Source organism: Pseudomonas sp. IPO3774 (genome assembly GCF_013386835.1).
Taxonomy (GTDB): Bacteria; Pseudomonadota; Gammaproteobacteria; order Pseudomonadales; family Pseudomonadaceae; genus Aquipseudomonas.
Genome location: NZ_JACAQY010000017.1, coordinates 96,952 through 118,161 on the forward strand (window position 1 = coordinate 96,952; position 21,210 = coordinate 118,161).

Below are 21,210 nucleotides of genomic sequence, written 5' to 3' on the forward strand. Positions count from 1 at the left end.
GGTTTGCGCTATACTCGCCGCCCTTTTTTGACTCACCTGCCAGGCGATTTCCCATGACCCACCAGGCCGCCGAAGTCGCGAAACGCCGCACTTTCGCCATTATTTCCCACCCCGATGCCGGTAAAACCACCATCACCGAAAAGCTGTTGCTGATGGGCAAGGCGATCGCGGTGGCCGGCACGGTGAAATCCCGTAAATCCGACCGCCATGCCACCTCCGACTGGATGGAAATGGAAAAGCAGCGTGGTATTTCCATTACCACGTCGGTCATGCAGTTCCCGTATCGCGACCACATGATCAACCTGCTCGACACCCCGGGCCACGAAGACTTCTCCGAAGACACCTACCGCACCCTGACGGCGGTGGACTCGGCGCTGATGGTCCTCGACGGCGGTAAAGGCGTCGAGCCCCGCACCATCGCGCTGATGGACGTGTGCCGCCTGCGGGATACGCCGATTGTCAGCTTTATCAACAAACTCGACCGTGACATCCGCGACCCGATCGAACTGCTGGACGAAATCGAAGCCGTCTTGAAGATCAAGGCTGCGCCGATCACCTGGCCGATTGGTTGCTACCGCGACTTCAAGGGCGTGTACCACCTGGCCGACGACTACATCATTGTGTACACCGCCGGCCACGGCCACGAACGTACCGATGTGAAAATCATCGAGAAGCTCGACTCCGACGAAGCCCGCGCCCACCTGGGTGACGAGTACGACCGGTTTGTCGACCAGCTGGAACTGGTGCAGGGCGCCTGCCACGAGTTCAACCAGCAGGAATTCCTCGACGGCCAGCTGACGCCGGTGTTCTTCGGTACCGCCCTGGGCAACTTCGGTGTCGATCACGTGCTGGATGCCGTGGTCAATTGGGCCCCCAAGCCGCTGGCCCGGGTTGCCAACGAGCGTACCGTGGAGCCTGTGGAAGAGAAATTCGCCGGCTTCGTGTTCAAGATCCAGGCGAACATGGACCCCAAGCACCGCGACCGTATCGCCTTCATGCGCATCTGCTCCGGCAAATACGAAAAAGGCATGAAGATGCGCCACGTGCGTACCGGCAAGGACGTGCGCATCGGCGACGCCCTGACCTTCTTCTCCTCCGAGCGTGAGCAGCTGGAAGAAGCGTATGCCGGCGATATCATCGGCTTGCACAACCACGGCACCATCCAGATCGGTGACACCTTCACCGAAGGCGAAGTGCTGGGCTTCACCGGTATCCCGCACTTCGCCCCGGAACTGTTCCGCCGCGTACGCCTGCGTGACCCGCTGAAATCCAAGCAACTGCGCCAGGGTTTGCAGCAGTTGGCGGAAGAGGGTGCCACCCAGGTGTTCTTCCCGGAACGCAGCAACGACATCATCCTCGGCGCCGTCGGTGTGCTGCAGTTCGATGTAGTGGCCAGTCGCCTGAAAGAGGAATACAAGGTGGAATGCTCTTATGAGCCGATCACCGTGTACTCCGCGCGCTGGATCGACTGCAGCGATAAGAAGAAGCTGGAAGAGTTCAAGATCAAGGCCGTGGAAAACCTGGCGATCGACGGCGGTGGTCACCTGACCTACCTGGCCCCGACCCGGGTCAACCTGGCGCTGATGGAAGAGCGCTGGCCGGATGTGAAATTCCGCGCGACCCGTGAGCATCACTAAGGGTTAGCGATATAAGAGAGGGCGAAGCTGTGATGGCTTCGCCTTTTTCTTTGGCTGCTATTCAGGTTGTTTCATTGGCGAAAACTTCAGTTCGGGACTAGTTTGAAGCAAGGCGACGGCGGACAGCTGTCGTACGCAGTTCAACTCCTGACTGGGCGGAATTCGACCATGAGTATCTTTCAACGTGTGGTGCTGTTGCTCAAAGTGCTGGTGATGATGTCATTGGGCATGTCTGCCGCGTGGGCCAATACGGCTGTGCAAAGCCATGGCACGGGGTTTGTGGCGGCGAAGACGGTGCAGGCGGGTGGCTTGCAGTTGGCCAAGAGTGAATCCGAGCCCGGTGACGAAAACCAGGGCGGTTCCAAGGACGATGACGATGCCGAGAACCCGGACAATGATGGCGAAGACAGCGACACCTACAACGATGGCGACAGCGATACATAAGTAACGCAGGCAAAAGAAAGCCCCGCTTGCCGAACAGATGCGCTATCCGACAAGCAGGGCTGTAGAACACTGGAATGCTCTGGACTCACCCTCCAGAGCATTTTTTTGCACGTCAGACCACAAATTGCTCCGCGTAGTGGCAAGCCACCTGGCGGTTGTCGAGTGGTCGCAGCACCGGTTCATCGGTACTGCACAGCTGGGTCGCGTACGGGCAGCGCTTGTGGAAGGCGCAGCCGGATGGCGGGTTCAACGGGTTGGGCAACTCGCCGACGATTTTGATCTTCGGTTTGTTCGGGTCCGGATGAATGGTCGGGGTCGCCGACAGCAACGCCTGGGTGTACGGGTGCAGCGGGCGTGCGTAGATGTCTTCCTTCGGGCCCACTTCCACCGGGCGGCCGAGGTACATCACCATTACGTCGTCGGCGACGTGCTGCACCACCGCGAGGTTGTGGGAGATGAACACGTAGGCGGTGTTGAATTCCTGCTGCAAATCCATGAACAGGTTCAGCACCTGGGCCTGGATCGATACGTCCAGCGCCGAGGTCGGTTCATCCGCCACCAGCACCTTGGGTTGCAGCATCATCGCCCGCGCCAGTGCGATTCGCTGGCGCTGGCCGCCGGAGAACATGTGCGGGTAGCGCTGATAATGCTCAGGGCGCAGGCCCACTTGCTTCATCATCGCCTGGACCTTTTCCCGGCGCTCGGCGGCAGACAGGTTGGTGTTGATCAGCAGCGGCTCGCCCAGTTGGTCGCCGACCTTCTGGCGCGGGTTCAGCGAGGCGTAAGGGCTCTGGAACACCATCTGCACGTCTTTGCGCAGTTGCTTGCGCTGGGCCTTGTCGGCACCGGCGACTTCTTGCCCGGCGATTTTCAGCGAGCCGGAAGACGGCTCTTCAATCAAGGTCAGGGCGCGGGCCAGGGTGGATTTGCCGCAACCGGACTCGCCCACGACCGCGAGGGTCTTGCCGGCTTCGAGCTCGAACGACACACCGTTGAGTGCGCGCACCAGGGCATGGCCCTTGAACAGGCCACGGGACACTTCGTAGTGACGGGTCAGGTCGCGGGCGGTAAGTACGACGGCCATTACGCCACCTCCTGGTTCAGCGGGTAGAAGCAGCGGGCAAGGCTGTGGCTTTTCGGGTCAAGGCCCGGGCGTTGGGCGCGGCAGGACTCCTGCACATACGGGCACCGCGGCGACAGCAGGCAACCCTGCGGGCGGTCATAACGGCCGGGAACGATACCCGGCAGCGTGGCCAGGCGCGTGGCGCCGAGGCTGTGCTCGGGGATCGCCTTGAGCAACGCTTCGCTGTACGGGTGCGCCGGGATGTCGAACAACTGCGGCACCTGGCCAACTTCCACGGCTTGGCCTGCGTACATCACGCACACGCGCTGGGCGGTTTCGGCCACTACCGCGAGGTCGTGGGTGATCAGCACCAGGCCCATGTTCTGCTCTTTCTGCAAGGCCAGCAGCAGGTCCATGATCTGGGCCTGGATGGTCACGTCGAGCGCAGTAGTCGGTTCATCGGCGATCAGCAATTTCGGCTCGCCGGCAATCGCCATGGCGATGGCCACACGTTGGCTCATACCACCGGACAGCTGGTGCGGGTAGGCATCCATACGGCTGGCTGCGCCCGGGATTTCCACCTTTTCGAGCAGTTCGATGGCACGCTTGCGCGCTTGCTTGCCGGACATTTTCAAATGCAGGCGCAGCACTTCTTCGATCTGGAAACCCACGGTGTAGCTGGGGTTCAGGGCGGTCATCGGGTCCTGGAAGACCATCGCCAGGTCTTTGCCGACGATCTGCCGGCGCTGACGGTTGCTCAGCTTGAGCATGTCCTTGCCGTCGAAGTTCAGGGCGTCGGCGGTGACGATGCCGGGGTGCTCGATCAGGCCCATCAGCGCCATCATGGTCACGGATTTACCCGAACCGGACTCGCCAACGATCGCCAGTACTTCGCCTTTGTCGACGGAGATGTCGAGGCCATCGACCACTGGCACGGCGGTCTTGTCGCCGAAGCGGACATTGAGATTCTTGATTTCTAGCAGTGACATGGGAATCTCCTCAGGCGGCATTCTTGAGTTTCGGGTCCAGCGCATCGCGCAGCCCGTCGCCCATCAGGTTGATTGCCAGCACGCTGAGCAAAATGGTCAAGCCAGGCAGGCTCACGACCCACCAGGCGCGTTCGATGTAGTCGCGGGCCGAGGCCAGCATGGTGCCCCACTCAGGGGTTGGCGGTTGTACGCCAAGGCCCAGGAAGCCCAGGGCTGCAGCATCGAGAATCGCCGAGGAGAAACTCAGGGTGGCCTGAACGATCAGCGGCGCCATGCAGTTCGGCAGCACGGTGACGAACATCAGGCGCGGCAGGCCGGCGCCGGCGAGGCGGGCGGCAGTCACGTAGTCACGGTTCAGTTCGCCCATCACCGCAGCGCGGGTCAGACGGACATAGGACGGCAGCGACACGATCGCGATCGCAATCACGGTGTTGATCAGGCCAGGGCCGAGGATCGCGACAATCGCCACAGCCAGCAGCAGCGACGGCAGGGCCAGCATGATGTCCATCAGGCGCATGATGGTCGGGCCGAGCAGGCGCGGGAAGAAACCGGCGAACAGGCCCAGCAGGATCCCCGGGATCAGCGACATCACCACCGACGATAAGCCGATCAGCAACGACAGGCGCGAACCCTGGATCAGGCGCGACAGCAGGTCACGACCGAGTTCATCGGTGCCCAGCAGGAACTGGATCTGCCCACCTTCCAGCCAGGCCGGAGGGGTCAGCAGGAAGTCACGGTATTGCTCGCTCGGGTTATGCGGGGCCACCCAAGGGGCGAAGAGCGCGCAAAACACCACCAGCAACATGAACAGCAGGCCGGCAACGGCGCCCTTGTTCTTGGAAAAGGCTTGCCAGAATTCTTTGTACGGGGACGGGTACAGCAGGCTTTGATCGACTGCTACCGCGGGAGTAGGTGTGGTCATGGTCATGATCTCAGCGCTGGTGACGGATGCGTGGGTTGGCGAAGCCGTAGAGGATATCCACCACGAAGTTCACCAGAATCACCAGGCAGGCGATTAACAGGATGCCGTTTTGCACCACGGGATAATCCCGTGCGCCAATGGCTTCGATCAGCCATTTACCGATGCCGGGCCACGAGAAGATGGTTTCGGTCAGGACCGCACCGGCCAGCAGCGTGCCGACTTGCAGGCCAACGACAGTGAGTACCGGGATCAAGGCGTTACGCAGGCCGTGGACGAACACCACGCGCGCCGGCGACAGGCCTTTGGCCTTGGCGGTGCGGATGTAATCTTCACGCAATACTTCAAGCATCGACGAACGGGTCATCCGCGCGATAACGGCCAGCGGGATGGTGCCGAGCACGATGGCTGGCAGGATCAGGTGGTGCAGCGCGTCCCAGAATGCGTCCGGCTCGTCGGCCAGCAGGGTGTCGATCAGCATGAAGCCGGTGCGCGGCTCGATGTCGTAGAGCAGGTCGATCCGTCCGGAGACTGGCGTCCAGCCCAGGCTGACGGAGAAGAACATGATCAGGATCAGGCCCCACCAGAAGATCGGCATCGAATATCCCGCCAGGGAGATGCCCATCACCCCATGGTCGAACAGGGATCCTCGCTTCAAGGCCGCGATCACCCCGGCTAACAGCCCCAGGATACCGGCGAACAACAGGGCGGCCATGGACAGTTCCAGGGTCGCAGGGAAAAGGGCGGTGAATTCAGTCCACACGCTGGTACGGGTGCGCAGGGATTCGCCGAGGTCGCCGTGGGCGAGCTTGCCGACATAATCCAGGTATTGCGCGTAGAGCGGTTTATTCAGACCAAGGCGTTCCATTGCCTGAGCGTGCATCTCGGGGTCGACTCGTCGTTCGCCCATCATGACTTCGACGGGGTCGCCAGGGATCATGCGAATCAACGCGAAGGTCAGCAAGGTGATGCCGAAAAACGTGGGGATCAATAACCCCAATCGGCGGGCAATAAAACTAAACATCTTGTTGTGTACCTCAATCAGCCGGTTAGGCAGGTTCGGCACCGTCAATGTCGACGGTGCCGAGCGTCTCTTATCTACTTCACCTGGGTGGTGGCGAAGTTATTTGTGGTCAGAGGGCTTTGGGTATAACCCTCGACGTTTTTACGCATGGCGGTGAACATTTTCGGGTAAGCCATGGGAATCCATGGTTGGTCCTTGTCGAAAACGTCCATTGCTTGTTCATAGAGTGCAGCGCGCTGGGTGGGTTCAGCGATGGCGCGCGCCTTGTCGATCAAGTCTTGAAACTCCTTGTTACACCAGCGGGCGTAGTTTTCGCCGTTTTTCGCTGCATCGCAACTCAAGTTCGGGGTGAGGAAGTTATCCGGGTCCCCGTTATCCCCCGCCCAGCCGGCGGAGACCATGTCATGTTCGCCATTCTTGGCGCGCTTGAGCATTTCGCCCCATTCCATGACCTTGATGTTCACTTTCAGGCCGATCTGCGCCAGATCCGCCTGCATGCGCTGGGCGCCGAGCATTGGGTTGGGGTTGGTCGGGCCGCCGCCGTTGCGGGTGAACAGGGTGAACTCGGTGCCTTCCGGTACGCCGGCTTCCTTGAGCAGGGCGCGGGCCTTGTCGAGGTCGCGGGGCGGGTTTTTCAGCTTGTCGCTGAAACCCAGCAGGGTCGGCGGGTACGGGCCGGTGGCGTCGACCGCGTTGCCTTTGCCGTACAGGGATTCGTTGTAGCCTTTCTTGTCGAACGCGATGTTGATCGCGTGACGCACCCGCGCGTCGCTCATGTACTTGTGGGTGGTGTTCATGGCGGTGTAGGCGGTGGTCATCGCCGCCAGTTCCGCCACCTTCAGGTTCGGGTCGGCCTTCATGCTCGGCACGTCATCCGGTTTCGGATACAGCGCGATCTGGCATTCGTTGGCCTTGAGCTTTTGCAGGCGCACGTTGTTGTCGGTGGTGATGGCCAGGATCAGCGGGTCAGCCGGCGGCTTGCCACGGAAGTAGTCCGGGTTGGCCTTGAAGCGCACTTGGGCGTCTTTGGCGTAGCGGGTGAAGATGAACGGGCCGGTGCCGATGGGCTTGGCGTTCAGGTCGTCGGTCTTGCCGGACTTGAGCAATTGGTCGGCGTATTCGGCGGAGTGAATCGAGGAAAACGCCATGGCCAGGTCGGCCAGGAACGGTGCTTCAGGGCGGGTCAGGGTGAAGACCACGGTGTGGTCATCGGTCTTCTCTACGCTCTTGAGCAGTTCCTTGAAGCCCATGCTTTCAAAGTATGGGTAGCCCACGTTGGACTTTTTGTGCCACGGGTGATTCGGGTCCAGCTGGCGCTGGAAGCTCCAAAGCACGTCGTCGGCGTTCATGTTGCGCGTGGGTTTGAAGTAGTCGGTGGTGTGGAACTTGATGTCGTCACGCAGGTGAAAGGTGTAGGTCAGGCCGTCGGCGCTGATCTCGGGCAGGTCTTTGGCCAGCGCCGGGATCACCTCGGTGGTGCCGGGCTTGAAGTCCACCAGGCGGTTGAAGATGGTTTCGGCCGCGGCGTCGGCGGTGACAGCCGTGGTGTACAGGACCGGATCGAAGCCTTCCGGGCTGGCTTCGGTGCAGACGACCAACGGTTTGGCCGAGATGCCGACAGCGACGCTCAACAGCGCAGCGGCAATGGCAGCTTGTAACGGGAGCATTTTCATCTAAGAGCCCTCTGCAATCGATTGGACCAGACAAGCGTAGGCGGCGGGCCCGTCCTGAGCCCGCCGCCGACCTGGCGCTGATTAAAGAATGTTGAACGGGATGGTGGTCACCAGGCGGAACTCACGCAGGTTGCCGTCAGCCTGGTTGGCGCTGGCACGGTGAGTCACGTAGGTACCACGAATGGTGGTGGCCTTGAGTGCGCCGCTCTGGATCGCGTAAGCCGCGCCTACACCGTATTCCTGGTGCTTCTCGCCGTCCTGGGCCTGAATGCCGTTGTAGGCAAAGCCAGCGCGGCCGCCGTCACCGGTGTAGTGAGTACCGTCGATACCCCAGCCACGTGCCGAGTAGACGTTGAACTTCAGGCCCGGCACGCCGTATTCGGCCATGTTGATGCCGTAGGCGATCTGGAAGGACTTCTCGTTCGGACCGTTGAAGTCGGACGTCAGGGAGTTGGCCAGGTAGATGCCGTTGGTTTCGTGCAGGTAGTCGAAGTACTCGTCGCCGTTCACGGCCTGGTAGGAGAAGGTCAGGCTGTGAGCCTGGTGGGTCAGGCCGAACGACAGCGAGTAGGTGTCGTTGTCGATCTTGCCCATCAACTTTTTGCCTTCGTCGACGGTCTTGTAGTAGTTCAGGCCCGTGGTCAGGGACAGGGTCTGGCTGTCACCCAGTTCGTGGGTAGCACCGAAGTAGTACTGGTTCCAGAAGTCTTCCACGTTAGCGGCGAACAGGCTGGTCTTCAGGCTCTTGAACGGCTGGTAGTTGACGCCCAGGGTGTTGACCTTGTCGGTTTCCTGGCGACCATTGCCGTATTCAGTACGGAATTTCGACAGGCTCTGCTCGGTCCGTGGCGAAACGCGGTCGAACACGCCGCCCTGGAAGGACAGGTTGCTGAACTCTTCGCTGTTGAAGCTCACACCTTCGAAGCTCGAAGGCAGCGCACGGTTACCGATGGTGTCGATGATGCCGCTGCTGAAGTTCTGGCGACCGGCGGTCAAGGTGGTGTTCGAGACACGGAACTTGACGTTGGCCAGGCCCAGTTTGCTCCACTGGTCTACAGCGTCGCCGTCGGAGTCGGCCAGGGTACGGTTGGAGCCGCCCTTGATGTCGCGCTTGCTGCGGTCCAGGACCAGAGCGTTGTAGACCGCCACTTCAGTGCTCACGCCAACGGTGCCTTGGGTGAAACCCGAGGTGGCGTTGAGGATGGTGCCTTGCACCCAGTTGGTACGGTAGTTGTCAGTACGGGCTTCGCCGTGCTTCTGGTAAGTGAACTTGCTGCCACGGAAGCGCTGTTCGTTGGAGAACCAGTTACGGGTTGTACCGCCCAGGCTTGCGCCATCGATAAAGCCTTTGGCCTCGCTTTGGGCGCTGGTGCCGGCCAGTGTGGTTGGAACGAAGTCCTGGCTTGCAGGATCAGCGTAGGCGTTAGCCGTGATGCTGCTGATGGCCAGGGCCAGTAGCGCGGTGCTGCTCAGTTTCATGGGTGAAGCTCCTTTGGTTCTCTTTTTAATGCCGGTCTTTTTAGGTGAACCGGCTATTGGGTGTGTAACTCGTTCAAGCCTTTGCAAACGTTTGCCCATGGGTAAAACCCGAAATAAGGCTGCACGTTTGCAGCAAGGCGAATGCTCGCCCTGCGCAATCCGGTTATCTTTTTATGGGTTGATGCTGACGCCCGAGAACACGTTGCGGCCGAAGGGGCTCACTTTGAAACCTTCGACTTTGGCGCTTAACGGCTGGTTGACCGTCGAGTGGGCGACTGGCGTGATCGGCACCTGCTGCTTGAGCAGTTGCTGCGCCTGTTTGTATAGAACAGTCCTTTGTTCGCGGTCGGTGACGACCTTGGCTTGCTTGATCAGCTTGTCGTACGCCGGGTCACACCACATTGAGTAGTTGTTCCCGCCGATGGCGTCGCAGCTGTAGAGGGTGCCCAGCCAGTTGTCCGGGTCACCGTTGTCGCCGGTCCAGCCGATCAGGCTGACATCGTGCTCGCCATTCTTGGTGCGCTTGATGTACTCGCCCCATTCATAGCTGACGATCTTGACCTTGAGACCAATCTTCGCCCAATCGCTTTGCAGCATTTCGGCCATCAGCTTGGCGTTGGGGTTGTACGGCCGTTGTACCGGCATCGCCCACAGGGTGATCTCGGTGCCTTCCTTCACGCCGGCAGCCTTGAGCAATTCCTTGGCTTTTTCCGGGTTGTAGGCGGCGTCCTTGATGGTGTCGTCGTAAGACCACTGGGTCGGCGGCATGGCGTTGACCGCCAGTTGCCCCGCGCCCTGGTACACGGCGTTGAGGATGCTCTGCTTGTTCACCGCCATGTCCAGGGCCTGGCGCACTTCGAGCTGGTCGAAGGGCTTGTGCCGCACGTTATAGGCGATGTAGCCGAGGTTAAAGCCTGGCTTGGTCAGCAGTTGCAGGTTCGGGTCGGCCTTCAGGGCTTCGACGTCGGCCGGGCGCGGGTGCAGGGTGATCTGGCATTCGCCGGCCTTGAGCTTTTGCACCCGTACCGAGGCGTCGGTGTTGATCGCAAAAATCAGCTGGTCGAGCTTCACGCGGCTCGGGTCCCAGTACTGTTTGTTGCCGGTGTAGCGAATCTGCGAGTCTTTCTGGTAGCGCTGGAACACGAACGGCCCGGTGCCGATCGGCTTCTGGTTGATGTCGCTGGGCTTGCCGACCTTGAGCAAGTGGTCGGCGTATTCAGCCGACAGGATCGAGGCGAAGCTCATGGCGATGTTCTGGATAAACGCGGCGTCGACCGTGTTCAGGGTCATCACCACGGTGTGCGGGTCGGTTTTCTCGACCTTGGCGATATTCTTGTTCAGGCTCATCCCGTTGAAGTACGGAAACTCGGTGGGGTAGGCCTTGCGGAACGGGTGTTCGGGGTCAAGCATGCGATTGAAGGTGAACAGCACGTCGTCGGCGTTGAAGTCGCGCGTCGGCTTGAAGTCCTTGTTGCCGTGGAATTTCACCCCTTCACGCAGGTGGAAGGTATAGGTCAGGCCGTCTTCGGAAATATCCCAACGGGTTGCCAGGCCCGGTACGACATTGGTCGCGCCTTTTTCAAACTCGGCCAAGCGGTTGTAGATAGGCTCGGCGGCGTCGTTATCGGTGGCCGTCGTGTATTGCGCGGTGTCGAAGCCCGCCGGGCTGCCTTCGGAGCAAAACACCAGGCTCTTTTTATCGGCAGCCTGGCCCATCGAGGCCACAGCCAGCAGGCTGGTGCCAAATATCGCGGATAGAACGGTGGTATGGCGCATAACAATCCCGATCCTTGTTTGTTGTTTTCGTCAGTGAGCAATCGCAAGGTCATTCACGACCTTGCGACAACACTGATCCCACAACGGCAGTTGCCCTACAGAGACGATGCGTCTGCCGTACCACGACGTTATGGGTCGGGAGCCGGGCAGTAAATGCAACGAATCTGACAGACCTTGTAGGTAACGGAGCCGCGATTCGCAGTTAGCTGCCGTAGGACGGCAGCGTGTGCGGAGGTGGTCTGTTTCCTACGGTCTTGGCGGATGCAATAACGGCGACGTTATGAAACGTCGCCGCCAGAGATCCTTACTTGCCGCTTACGCTCACGCCGTAGAAGGAGTTCAAGCCAAATGGGCTGATCTTGAAGTCCTGCACGTTGTTGCGCATGGGTTGATACACCGTCGAGTGCGCGATAGGTGTCATCGGGACTGCATCTTTGAGGATATGTTGCGCCTGCTTGTACAGCTCGGTGCGTTTGGCTACGTCGGAAGTCGCCTTGGCTTCTTTCACGATGCCGTCGAATTTCTTGTCGCACCACTTGGAGAAGTTGTTGCCGGCCAGGGAATCGCAGCCGAACAGCACGTTCAGCCAGTTGTCCGGGTCACCATTGTCGCCGCTCCAGCCAATGATCATGGCCTGGTTCTCGCCGCCTTTGGAACGCTTGATGTACTCGCCCCACTCATAGCTGACGATGTTCACTTTCAGGCCGATCTGTTTCCAGTCGTTCTGCAGCATCTCGGCCATCAGCTTGGCGTTCGGGTTGTACGGACGCTGGACCGGCATCGCCCACAGGGTGATCTCGGTGCCTTCCTTGACGCCGGCTTCCTTGAGCAAAGCCTTGGCTTTGGTCACATCAAACGGCGCATCCTTGATGGTGGTGTCATAGGACCACTGGGTTGGCGGCATGGCGTTGACAGCCAGTTGGCCTGCGCCCTGGTACACCGAGTCGATGATCTGCTGCTTGTTCACCGACATGTCCAGGGCCTCACGCACGCGCAGGTCGGACAGCGGGTTAGGCGCGGTCTGGCCCTTGAGGACCGGCATTACGTTGTAGGCGATGTAGCCCAGGTTGAAACCGGCCTGGTGCGGCAGTTTCAGGTCCTTGTCTTCACCCAGCGCCTTGAGGTCGGCCGGACGTGGGAACAGGGTCACCTGGCATTCGTTTTTCTTCAGCTTCTGGATACGCACCGACGGGTCGGTAGTGATGGCGAAGATCAGGTTGTCGATCTTCACGTCTTCAGGTTTCCAGTAATCCTTGTTGCCGGTGTAACGGATGTTGGAGTCTTTCTGGTAGCTCTTGAACACGAACGGACCAGTGCCGATTGGCTTCTGGTTGATGTCCTGTGCCTTGCCTTCCTTCAACAGCTGGGCGGCGTATTCAGCCGACTGGATGGAGGCGAAGCTCATTGCCAGGTTCTGGATGAAGGCGGCGTCCACGGTGCCAAGGGTGAACTTGACGGTGTGGTCATCGACTTTCTCGATGTTCTTGATGTTGGTGTCCATACCCATGTCCGTGAAGTACGGGAACTCGGTCGGGTAGGCTTTACGGAACGGATCGTCTTTATTGATCATCCGGTTGAAGGTGAACAGTACGTCGTCAGCCGTGAATTCACGAGTTGGCTTGAAGTACGGGGTGGTGTGGAACTTGACGCCTTCACGCAGGTGGAAGGTGTACGTCAGGCCATCCGGGGAAACGTCCCAGGTCGTGGCGAGCCCAGGAACAACAGCGGTGCCGCCGCGCTCGAACTGGGTCAGACGGTTGAACATGGTTTCGGCCGAAGCATCGAAGTCTGTTCCGGTGGTGTACTGGCCTGGATCAAAACCGGCCGGGCTCCCTTCGGAGCAGAACACCAGGTTGCTCGCCGCTTGGGCGAAAGGTGCAGCAGCCATTAAACCGGCGCTGACTAATAACGGAATGACTGCGTGTTTAAGCATGTTGGCCTCATGATTTGTTGTCATTTTTGGTAGTGAGGGCGACCTCGTGAGTCGACCTGCGGATACTTATGCAGGGCCCATACCCAATGCAAGATGTTGAGAGCCTACAACGGCTAAACAGTGGTACGAACGTACACGAATGTCGCATATGTGTAAGTTCAGACACATTTACGCACTTTTGAGGGTTTTTTTCGGTGCGAGGGCTGCACCAGGAATGCCCAACCGAGGCGTCTGGCGCACTCGGTTGGGGCGCGGCTGTTACTTATTCAGACTGACGCCGTAGAAGGGAGTGAGTCCAAAAGGACTGATCTTGAAGTCCTGCACTTCCTTTCGCAGGGGCTGGAAAACCGTCGAGTTTGCGATAGGCGTTATAGGTACTTGTTCCTTAAGGATTTTTTGTGCCTGTTGATACCACTTGATGCGCTGCTCGCGGTCGCTGCTGACCTTGGCCTGCTGCACCAGTTTGTCGTAGGCCGGGTTACACCATTTTGCATAGTTGCTGCCCTTCACCGCGGCACAACTGTAGAGCACGCCGAGCCAGTTATCCGGGTCGCCGTTGTCGCCGGTCCAGCCGTAGATCATCACGTCGTGCTCGCCGGCTTTGGCGCGTTTGATGTACTCGCCCCACTCATAGCTGACGATATTGGCCTTGATGCCAATCTTTTCCCAATCCTGCTGGATCATCTGCGCCGACATCCGGGCATTGGGATTCGACGCGCGTTGTACGGTCATCGCCCACAGGTTGAGGGTGGTACCTGGTGCAACCCCTGCTTCTTTTAGTAGCGCCCGCGCCTTGGCCGGATCGTAGGGCGCGTCCTTGATTGTCGGGTCATAAGACCACTGGGCCGGAGGCAGGGCGTTCTGCGCCAATTGTCCGGCGCTCTGGTACACCGCCTTGATAATTGCCGGCTTGTCGATGGCCATGTCCAGCGCCTGGCGCACCTTGAGCTGGTCCAGGGGCGGGTGGGTCACGTTGTAGGCGAGAAAGCCCAGGTTGAAGCCGGCTTGCTGAAGAACCCGCAGGTTGGGGTCTTGCTTCATCACTTCGATGTCGGAAGGGCGCGGGTAACCGCTGACCTGGCACTCGCCGGCCTTGAGCTTTTGCAGGCGCACGGCGGCGTCCGGGGTGATCGAGAACACCAGGTTGTCGAGCTTCACATCTTCGGGCTTCCAATACTGTTTATTGGCGCTGTAGCGAATCTGCGAATCCTTCTGGTAACGCTTGAACACAAATGGCCCGGTGCCCACCGGCTTCTGATTGATGTCCGCGGCCTTGCCTTCCTTGAGCAACTGCGCGGCATATTCGGCGGACTGCACCGAGGCGAAGCTCATGGCCAGGTTCTGCACGAAGGAGGCGTCAACGTTGTTCAGGTTGAAGCGCACGGTGTGCTCGTCGAGTTTTTCGACGCTCTTGATCGTGGTGTTCAAGCCCATGTCGGTGAAGTAGGGCGACTCCGATGGATAGGCCTTGCGGAACGGGGTCTCGGGATCCAGCAGGCGCTGGAAGGTGAAGAACACGTCGTCGGCGTTGAAATCACGGGTCGGGGTGAAATAGTCGGTGGTGTGGAACTTGACGCCATCGCGCAGGTGGAAGGTATACATCAGGCCGTCTTTGGACACGTCCCAATTGGTTGCCAGGCCGGGTTCGACTTCAGTGCCGCCACGCTTGAACTGGGTCAGGCGGTTGAACACGGTTTCGGCGGAGGCATCGAAATCGGTGCCGCTGGTGTACTGGCTGGGGTCGAAGCCGGCGGGGCTGGCTTCGGAGCAGTAGACCAGGGTGCCGGCTGCCTGGGCCATGGGCATGAATGCCAGCAGGCCGGCAGCAAGGAGCAGCGGTTTTAAGGTGATTCTTTCCATGGAGACCCCTGAAGTGGCAGGCAAATAGTGCCCGAACGAAAACGGCAGTCACCGAGGTTACCGCCGTTCTTGTCACTCAGGTAGAGATAAGCATGCGAGGCCCCAGTGTCTCCGGGATTCGGCTATTCCAGGTCGCTACGATTTGGCCGGAAAGTGTTCGGGTTTATAAGTGAACGCCCACCACTTGAACGGATTCCAGTACGGGTTGTTCTTTGACGGCTTGAATTTCTTGATCCGCGCCATTTCTTCGCTGACATACTGTTCAGCCTGAGCTCTTACTGCGGTACGGACGTTGTCGGTGATCGGGATTTTTTGTGCGGATAAGTTCTCCAGGTAGAGGTGTTCTACTTTATCAATGGCTGCTTTTACTTGTTCCGGGGACAGGTTGGCGGTCAAGGTACCGCTATAACCTTTGACAGGGCGGCCAATCAACTTTTGGAATTGAGCGGCAAACGAAGCATCCCCACCGGTTGCGGAGTCACATGACAGCAGGCGCACGTTGTCGAACTCTTCCGGATGGATCCCTTTGCTGTGAAGCGTATCCAGCAATTCATCCGGACTATTGAGCTTTCCATCATAAGAAACTTTTGCGACCCCGGTAGTCTCATCGACTTTACCGTGTACCAGTATGTTCAATCGCTGGGCCGAACCTTGTTTGTTCACATCCACGAACGTGTAAAGTTTATCGTTGATAGTGTTCAGGCTATCTATTTCTCCACTGAGAATACTGGTTTTTTCAGCAGTAGAAAAAAGGGCTTCGCCGACCGGCAGATTTTTAACCGTTTTCAGGGGCGGCAGTTCGACGCCGTCTACGTTGATAGATGCCGGGGGGGCCTCTGGTCCACTCGACTCAATTTCATTTAAAGACGGGTCCGGATGACTATCGCCGGATACTTTCGAAACGCGTGTCAGCTCAAATTCGCTCTTCTGCGAATTATAGTTCCAGCGGTAGTCTTCAGTAACGGTGGAGTTGAACGTAATCGGAGTTTCACCCAGGCTCGCCTCGACCAAACCGGGTGCAACTTCGTGTGCCAGCATCAGGCTTGAGATGACGGCCGCAGCAGTTCCCCCTGTGCGCTCGCCTGCGGTCTTGCCATAGAGGCTGTCATGCACGCCAAACACGATATTGCCTATATTGCCAACAATGGGCAGATTACCAAAGGTTTTGCCCCAGGTGTCTTTCACCGACTTCCAGGCTTGCTGCGAGGCACCAAACACATCCGTCTGGTCGGCCCACACCGCATTGTTGGCGTTCTGCTCCTGATAGTGGGGGGCGATACCTTTGTTCAGATCGCCAAATTGCAGCCCATAACCTGCTTTTCGCGATTCGGTGTAGTTGAATAGCTCTCGTACCGGCACGGATTTATCTTTGTACCAGTGTTCGTACCCCGGATATCGCGACCGATTATCCTGGATGAGGCTGTCGAGCACCGCCCCGGCCGGTGGCCAGTGGGCATTGTGTCCCCCTTGCATATCACCGGTATTGAAACGGCGCATCAATTCATCACGATTGTCTTTGGCCCAGTTCGCAAATTCTTCATCGCCTTTTATCTCGCGGACAGCGCCGTTCTTCAAGTCGATCATGACTCCCTGATTGGGGCGATTGGCGGGATTGCCATCGTAAGGCGTGTAGGGGATAAAGGCATACCCGCTCATGGGGTAGCCGTAAATATTGGGGATAATCACTTGCCCATTCTTGTCCAGCGTGCGATTCACCGCTTCCTGGCCGGCAGGGCTTAACCTTGCGAAATTTTCCGTGTCACTACGAAGGCTCAGCAACGTGCCCCGTGTTACATAGGCGTCTGCTTTTCCCGATCGCTCTGCTATTGTTCCGGAGCCCTCGCGCATCGGCGCGGCTATGTCTTTCTCCCAGCGAGCTTGAAGTTGTCGGCCGAACGCTTCCAAATCATTGATTTTTGTCCGGTCTTTTTTTTCTATTTCCATTTCAGGAAAATTTAAAACCCCACCACGTGCGGGTCTGTCGTGCGCTAGAGCACCCGCTGCAATTTCCCATGCGAAATAAGTGTGTGTCTGGGTATCAGAGAGATTTTGTGCTGTGCCCATACCGACATAGGTATTGAACGTTACCGTGAACTTTTCATGCGGGTCGAACCCGGCTGCCAATAAACCCCCACTGAAGTATCCTGCGGGGTCCATGAACAGGCGCACGTTCTGGAACTTGACGTTTCGTTCGCCTTCAGTGCCACTTTCTATATTTTCGATCTGCGTCTTTACACGATTGGCATAGGCATCGATATGAGCCTCTCGCTCATTGTAGATATACCCATCGCCTGGCGCGTGAACAAAGTCGGGTCCGTAAATGGTTGCCTTGTAGATATCAGACTCGTTCCTGGCGGCAGTGCCAACGTTGTCCGTTTCATAAATATCGGTACTCTTCAATGGCGTTGGCGGTATCCGTTCCAGCGCCTCGGTACGTTGTTCTTGAGTCGTACCGGGTAGCGGTGTTTTTGGGTAATGGACAATGTTAAGTTGAACTGAGCTTGTCATTTCAGATTACCTGGCTGGATGTTGATTGCACGCATCTGCGCCGCCATAAACTGTGGATGAGGAGTACGGTGATCTACGCCATGAGTGGTGCAGCGTCCAGGCGTGTTCCGCTCGTTGAGGGTGAGGATGTAGTTGTCCATTGCACGGGTTATAAGTTGAAAAGATTTATCACCAACGCACTTCAATGTGTCCGGAACAGCAGACGCCCGGCGATTAAGCATTTTCTGAAGCTGGTAACCGGTTATTACCGCTGAAACTTCTTGAATTAAGTGCCAGGCAAAAAAATGCTGCCCGAAGGCAGCGGCATTGCAGTCCTGCTCCTTGAAATGGCAGGTGAACGCTACACGAACGAGAACGGCGGTCACCACGATTGCCGCCGTTCGGGTTACCCAGGTTGAGATAAGCGCCTGCGTCGCGGCGATCGCCTTAAAACACCTGTGCGCCGCCATAAACGGTGGACTGTATCCACCGCGGGTCCATAGGATCGCTCCAGACGTGCCGAGGCGGCGTACCACCATCTCCGATCAGGATTTGCCGGCCCTCGTCGCTCCATTCCTGCATGCGTTGTGCGAATTGGCCGTGGTACTCGTTGGCCGGACAAGTGATACCGGCCCATGTGTCCACTATCCACGCATCAGCCCATTCGGGCTCGGCAAATCCAGCGGTCAAGAGGTTAGGCTGACTTGCGGGGCCGCCGACCACGCTGAAGGTGTGTCCCTGCACTTGTGCAATGCGGGCAAAGCCGCCACTGGCGTTAACGGTATCGGTGGCGACCCTGGCCATCTGGTCGCAATTGCCGGCCCCCGTTTTCAGGATGACCTCCGAGTAGTTGGGCGCGCCGGTTCGAGTGTATAGCCAGGTCACTATTTCATTGGCCACGTCGCTGCGCAGACTGTTACCGGCATCGGCCAGGGTTTTCTGGTTGGCCGACCGTATACCGGTTGTCTGGAACTGTTCCTCCACCGTTCTCTTGCCCCAACGGGCGTAGGCCTTGTTTTGCTCGTTGACCGTGAGCTGCCCGAAATAGTGAGGCTTTTGAAGGGGCTCAAGTTGTATGGTCTTGGCGGCCACCTCTACCTTCTTGTCCCAGGCATAGACTGCCAGTAGAACTTCACGTTTCTTCTCATCGGACAGTCCGGCCAGGACTCGGTCCAGTTGGGTGGCTTGATCGGGTGTGAAGTTGTATTCAAGGCTCAGTTTTTTTGCCAGTGAGTCCAGGGAGGGCAGTATCACCAGATCGTTATTGTGGGTTTTTCCGGAAATGTCACGATAGAGGTCCTTGTACTCGTCATGCAGCCTGATGATGTCCCGGCTGGCCGGATCGGTGTTTGCGGCGATGCGTTGAAAGTTGAGCGCAGGGTTCGAACCGTCGTATTCGGCCACGTAGTAAATGCCGGTATCGCCCTCGACCACCACATAATCTATTCCTGCGTAGGGTATTTTTATGCCCCTCAGGACGCGCTGGTCATCACTGAGATCACTGATCTGGTCCAGCTTTACAACCACGGTTTCCTGGTTGAGCGCCCGTGGTTGACCGATATCTTCATAGCCGAAGTCCGGCTCATTGAGCACCACCCCGCTGGTTTGGTTGCGGTAGGTAACCGGCGTGTGCCCGGGCACCGACATCAGCTCCTGGCTGGATGTGTCGCTCACTCTATACAGCCTGTGCTCATGCACCACGGTCCGCGCGCCTTCCTGCGTTGGGGCGCCCGGCAAGAGACGCCGATGCTCAAGTGCCTGGGCGTCTTGAGCGACCGATGTATCGGCGTCCTCGATCATTTTTGTGTAGCACAAGCTGTCAATGTTGCGCTTTACGCGGCGCCCAACCGGCGCACAAACGGCTTCAAAATCCTCCAGCGGCTCGGCATGCTCGGTAGGCCCCATCTTGGTCAAGGCGTCCGGTTGTGCGGGGTCGTAGCGGTAAACGTCATCCCCGACCACTACATCGGTATGGGTTGCACGCTTGATCAGGAAGGTCTGGTCTGCGGACAGGCCCTCAGGTACCAGCACGCTTGCCCCTGCAGCTCCCGGCTCGACTTCGCGCGTGAGGGCGATGCGGGTGGAGGACTCAAGGGCTTTCGAGGCCCTCTCTATCCCTTTCTCCACCAGTGAAGTTGCGCCCGAAGCCACCGTCGGCAGCGCATTGAGCACTCCGAACACGATATGGTCGGCCCCGCCTTTCTTGCCGTGCTTGACGTCATCGATGCCGATACCGGCCTCCGCTACGCCGGAGGCGACGTAGAACACCTCGAGGGCCACGGCGACTTCGGGCATCACCAGTGCCAGCGGCGTCATCAGCATCGCGACCTTGGTGGCGGTTTCCAGGCCTTTGAGGATGTTGGCTTTGGTCACGTCGCTGTCGGTGACGATTTGGGTCTCGGCATCCTTGTACGAGCGATCTTTCTGGCGGGCAGTAATGGCCTCGAATGGGTCCTGGGCGAGGGGTTCGGTGGTGATGAAAGTCTGCGGGTTGAATTCATTCAGGCGCTCCAACACATCGGCATCCGGCGCGTCTTTGCGGTGCCAGCCACCCAGCCCGGTCAGTGTCTGGTTCACGCCGTCGGAGAACGTCCGGTCGGCCTGGTCACGCAGCGTGAAATGGGTTGAAAGGGCTTCGCGCTTGGTGGGGTCGGCAGCTTGCTCAGCCAGCCAGTTTTTCATCTGGGCCTGGCTGTCAAAGCGATGAATAGGCGACGAGTTGCCGGGAATATACAAAAGCGTGGGGCTGATGATCTTGCCGTCATCGGTGACCTTGGGGTTTTTGTCGGTGATGTACAGCAGGTCCGAAGATTGAAAACCGTTGATGCTGAGCAGACCCATTTCCAGGCCTGGGTCCTGGGCGGCAGAGGCTTTCAGGTCCTCGACGCGGAGGTTCGACCAGTCTTTATCGGTGGTCAAGTTCGCTGCGCGTAGCGCCAGTTCCTTGTCGCTTGGGCTCAGGCTGCCGGTCTTTTCCTGGAGCAGGATGGCGGCAACGAAGGAGGCCTTGGTCAATGCCGTGTATTTGCTTTCGTGGCTGGGCCAGAACGTATCCAGGAATGTTTTATACGGCGCGGCGCGTTCGGTGTTCCACACCAATTCCCTGAATTGCTCCGGGGTCTTTTTGATCCGCATCGACTCGTTGTATTGCTGGCGCTGGCCGGGCGGGGAGGCGCGGTATATAAACTCATAGGTCTGCTGGGCATTGACGGCAGAGTCAATGGCAAGCCCCGCCTGGCCCAGCGGCGAAAACGTCAGTAGCCGTTCCAGCCAGGTATGCAGGGTCGTGCGTGTTTTTTCCTCGGGCGTCTGGTGTTCATCGGTGTTGTTTTTTTTCTGCACATCTTGCAGGGCCGCCTGGGTCAAGGTTATCCGGTTCAGTACCTTTGCATTGCGAGGAGGCCTTCCCCGTGTCGGGTCGTAGTTGAAGGTGGTAATAAACGTGTTGTCCGGATCAACGTCCTCGCCCCACTTTTTCTTGATTTCGGCCTTGATAAGGTTGGCGGTGCTTTCCAGGGGCGTCTCGAACCCTGTCGTTGCACTGCGAATGTAGTTTTCGACTGTCTTGTTGTATGGCAATCCCGGGATCAACACGTCGTGAGTGTGACGGCGGGGTCGTGATGCGGGAGTGTCGGTGGCCCGATCGGCTGCCTTTACGGGCTGCCCTGGCGAATATGTCTGCCGTGAAGTATCCGTACCTTGGCGGGGTTTTCCCTGTTCTTCGGCAATACCTGCCGAGGAGGGGGTATCAAGGAAGAAGCCGTTGTTTGCCGCGATGGAACCTATGGTGGTCATATGACAAATCCTGATGTGCATGGTGTGCAGGAATGATGTGATGTCCGCCATAGGTGGTTCAGCATGTAGGCGTGTTCCGTTCTTTGATGGGGAAGATGTAGTTCGCCATTACGCGGGTTATAAGCTGAAAA

At 58.4% G+C, this 21,210-nt stretch carries 14 protein-coding genes; 2 read left to right on the top strand and 12 right to left on the bottom strand.

The genetic code is table 11. The features are described 5' to 3' along the window. Positions 1-53: 53 nt before the first annotated feature. Both HYE77_RS10850 and HYE77_RS10855 read left to right on the top strand, forming a co-directional pair. On the top strand, positions 54-1,637 hold the full coding sequence (locus HYE77_RS10850; protein WP_003215978.1) for a peptide chain release factor 3: 1,584 nt from the start codon (positions 54-56) through the stop codon (positions 1,635-1,637). A gap of 168 nt (positions 1,638-1,805) precedes the next feature. After that, the gene (locus HYE77_RS10855) at positions 1,806-2,081 is read left to right on the top strand and encodes a hypothetical protein (protein WP_003215984.1); all 276 of its coding nucleotides are present in this window, start codon (positions 1,806-1,808) and stop codon (positions 2,079-2,081) included. A gap of 112 nt (positions 2,082-2,193) precedes the next feature. Here the strand turns inward: HYE77_RS10855 and HYE77_RS10860 are convergent, their stop codons facing one another. From HYE77_RS10860 to HYE77_RS10915, 12 genes are all read right to left on the bottom strand, one after another. Continuing rightward, positions 2,194-3,165: a peptide ABC transporter ATP-binding protein gene (locus HYE77_RS10860; RefSeq protein WP_003215987.1), complete on the bottom strand. Its 972-nt coding sequence runs from the start codon at positions 3,163-3,165 to the stop codon at positions 2,194-2,196. Continuing rightward, positions 3,165-4,133: an ABC transporter ATP-binding protein gene (locus HYE77_RS10865; protein WP_003215989.1), complete on the bottom strand. Its 969-nt coding sequence runs from the start codon at positions 4,131-4,133 to the stop codon at positions 3,165-3,167. Before HYE77_RS10865 ends, HYE77_RS10860 begins: the two co-directional genes overlap by 1 nt. A gap of 10 nt (positions 4,134-4,143) precedes the next feature. After that, entirely contained in the window at positions 4,144-5,055 is a 912-nt protein-coding gene (locus tag HYE77_RS10870; protein ID WP_003215991.1) for an ABC transporter permease subunit, read from the bottom strand. Between the two features lie 10 nt (positions 5,056-5,065). Next, positions 5,066-6,076, bottom strand: a complete 1,011-nt coding sequence (locus HYE77_RS10875) for an ABC transporter permease subunit (RefSeq protein WP_003215992.1) — start codon at positions 6,074-6,076, stop codon at positions 5,066-5,068. A 74-nt stretch (positions 6,077-6,150) separates the two neighbouring features. Continuing rightward, positions 6,151-7,749, bottom strand: coding sequence for an ABC transporter substrate-binding protein (locus HYE77_RS10880; RefSeq protein WP_003215993.1), 1,599 nt, complete (start codon positions 7,747-7,749; stop codon positions 6,151-6,153). An 81-nt stretch (positions 7,750-7,830) separates the two neighbouring features. Next, a complete protein-coding gene (locus tag HYE77_RS10885) occupies positions 7,831-9,228 on the bottom strand; it encodes an OprD family porin (RefSeq protein ID WP_003215995.1) in 1,398 nt (465 codons plus the stop codon). A gap of 171 nt (positions 9,229-9,399) precedes the next feature. Further along, positions 9,400-10,944: an ABC transporter substrate-binding protein gene (locus HYE77_RS10890; RefSeq protein ID WP_371132888.1), complete on the bottom strand. Its 1,545-nt coding sequence runs from the start codon at positions 10,942-10,944 to the stop codon at positions 9,400-9,402. A gap of 364 nt (positions 10,945-11,308) precedes the next feature. Further along, positions 11,309-12,937: an ABC transporter substrate-binding protein gene (locus HYE77_RS10895; protein ID WP_003216000.1), complete on the bottom strand. Its 1,629-nt coding sequence runs from the start codon at positions 12,935-12,937 to the stop codon at positions 11,309-11,311. 258 nt (positions 12,938-13,195) lie between these two features. After that, the gene (locus tag HYE77_RS10900) at positions 13,196-14,797 is read right to left on the bottom strand and encodes an ABC transporter substrate-binding protein (RefSeq protein ID WP_177068780.1); all 1,602 of its coding nucleotides are present in this window, start codon (positions 14,795-14,797) and stop codon (positions 13,196-13,198) included. Positions 14,798-14,932: 135 nt separating this feature from the next. Next, positions 14,933-17,305 carry a hypothetical protein gene (locus tag HYE77_RS10905; protein WP_218174546.1) on the bottom strand — a complete coding sequence of 791 codons (2,373 nt, stop codon included), beginning with the start codon at positions 17,303-17,305 and terminating at the stop codon, positions 14,933-14,935. Beyond that, the gene (locus HYE77_RS10910) at positions 17,302-17,670 is read right to left on the bottom strand and encodes a hypothetical protein (protein ID WP_177068781.1); all 369 of its coding nucleotides are present in this window, start codon (positions 17,668-17,670) and stop codon (positions 17,302-17,304) included. Before HYE77_RS10910 ends, HYE77_RS10905 begins: the two co-directional genes overlap by 4 nt. 61 nt (positions 17,671-17,731) lie before the next feature. Next, positions 17,732-21,079 (bottom strand): dermonecrotic toxin domain-containing protein, encoded by a 3,348-nt coding sequence (locus tag HYE77_RS10915; protein ID WP_177068782.1) that lies wholly within the window; start codon positions 21,077-21,079, stop codon positions 17,732-17,734. Positions 21,080-21,210: the final 131 nt, after the last annotated feature.

Bases quoted from the DNA above. Each gene is read 5' to 3' on its own strand.
- HYE77_RS10860 (WP_003215987.1), bottom strand. From the start codon at position 3,165: ATGGCCGTCGTACTTACCGCCCGCGACCTGACCCGTCACTACGAAGTG.
- HYE77_RS10875 (WP_003215992.1), bottom strand. From the start codon at position 6,076: ATGTTTAGTTTTATTGCCCGCCGATTGGGGTTATTGATCCCCACGTTT.
- HYE77_RS10915 (WP_177068782.1), bottom strand. From the start codon at position 21,079: ATGACCACCATAGGTTCCATCGCGGCAAACAACGGCTTCTTCCTTGAT.
- HYE77_RS10900 (WP_177068780.1), bottom strand. From the start codon at position 14,797: ATGGAAAGAATCACCTTAAAACCGCTGCTCCTTGCTGCCGGCCTGCTG.
- HYE77_RS10855 (WP_003215984.1), top strand. From the start codon at position 1,806: ATGAGTATCTTTCAACGTGTGGTGCTGTTGCTCAAAGTGCTGGTGATG.
- HYE77_RS10850 (WP_003215978.1), top strand. From the start codon at position 54: ATGACCCACCAGGCCGCCGAAGTCGCGAAACGCCGCACTTTCGCCATT.
- HYE77_RS10880 (WP_003215993.1), bottom strand. From the start codon at position 7,749: ATGAAAATGCTCCCGTTACAAGCTGCCATTGCCGCTGCGCTGTTGAGC.
- HYE77_RS10870 (WP_003215991.1), bottom strand. From the start codon at position 5,055: ATGACCACACCTACTCCCGCGGTAGCAGTCGATCAAAGCCTGCTGTAC.
- HYE77_RS10865 (WP_003215989.1), bottom strand. From the start codon at position 4,133: ATGTCACTGCTAGAAATCAAGAATCTCAATGTCCGCTTCGGCGACAAG.
- HYE77_RS10885 (WP_003215995.1), bottom strand. From the start codon at position 9,228: ATGAAACTGAGCAGCACCGCGCTACTGGCCCTGGCCATCAGCAGCATC.
- HYE77_RS10905 (WP_218174546.1), bottom strand. From the start codon at position 17,305: ATGACAAGCTCAGTTCAACTTAACATTGTCCATTACCCAAAAACACCG.
- HYE77_RS10895 (WP_003216000.1), bottom strand. From the start codon at position 12,937: ATGCTTAAACACGCAGTCATTCCGTTATTAGTCAGCGCCGGTTTAATG.
- HYE77_RS10890 (WP_371132888.1), bottom strand. From the start codon at position 10,944: ATGGGCCAGGCTGCCGATAAAAAGAGCCTGGTGTTTTGCTCCGAAGGC.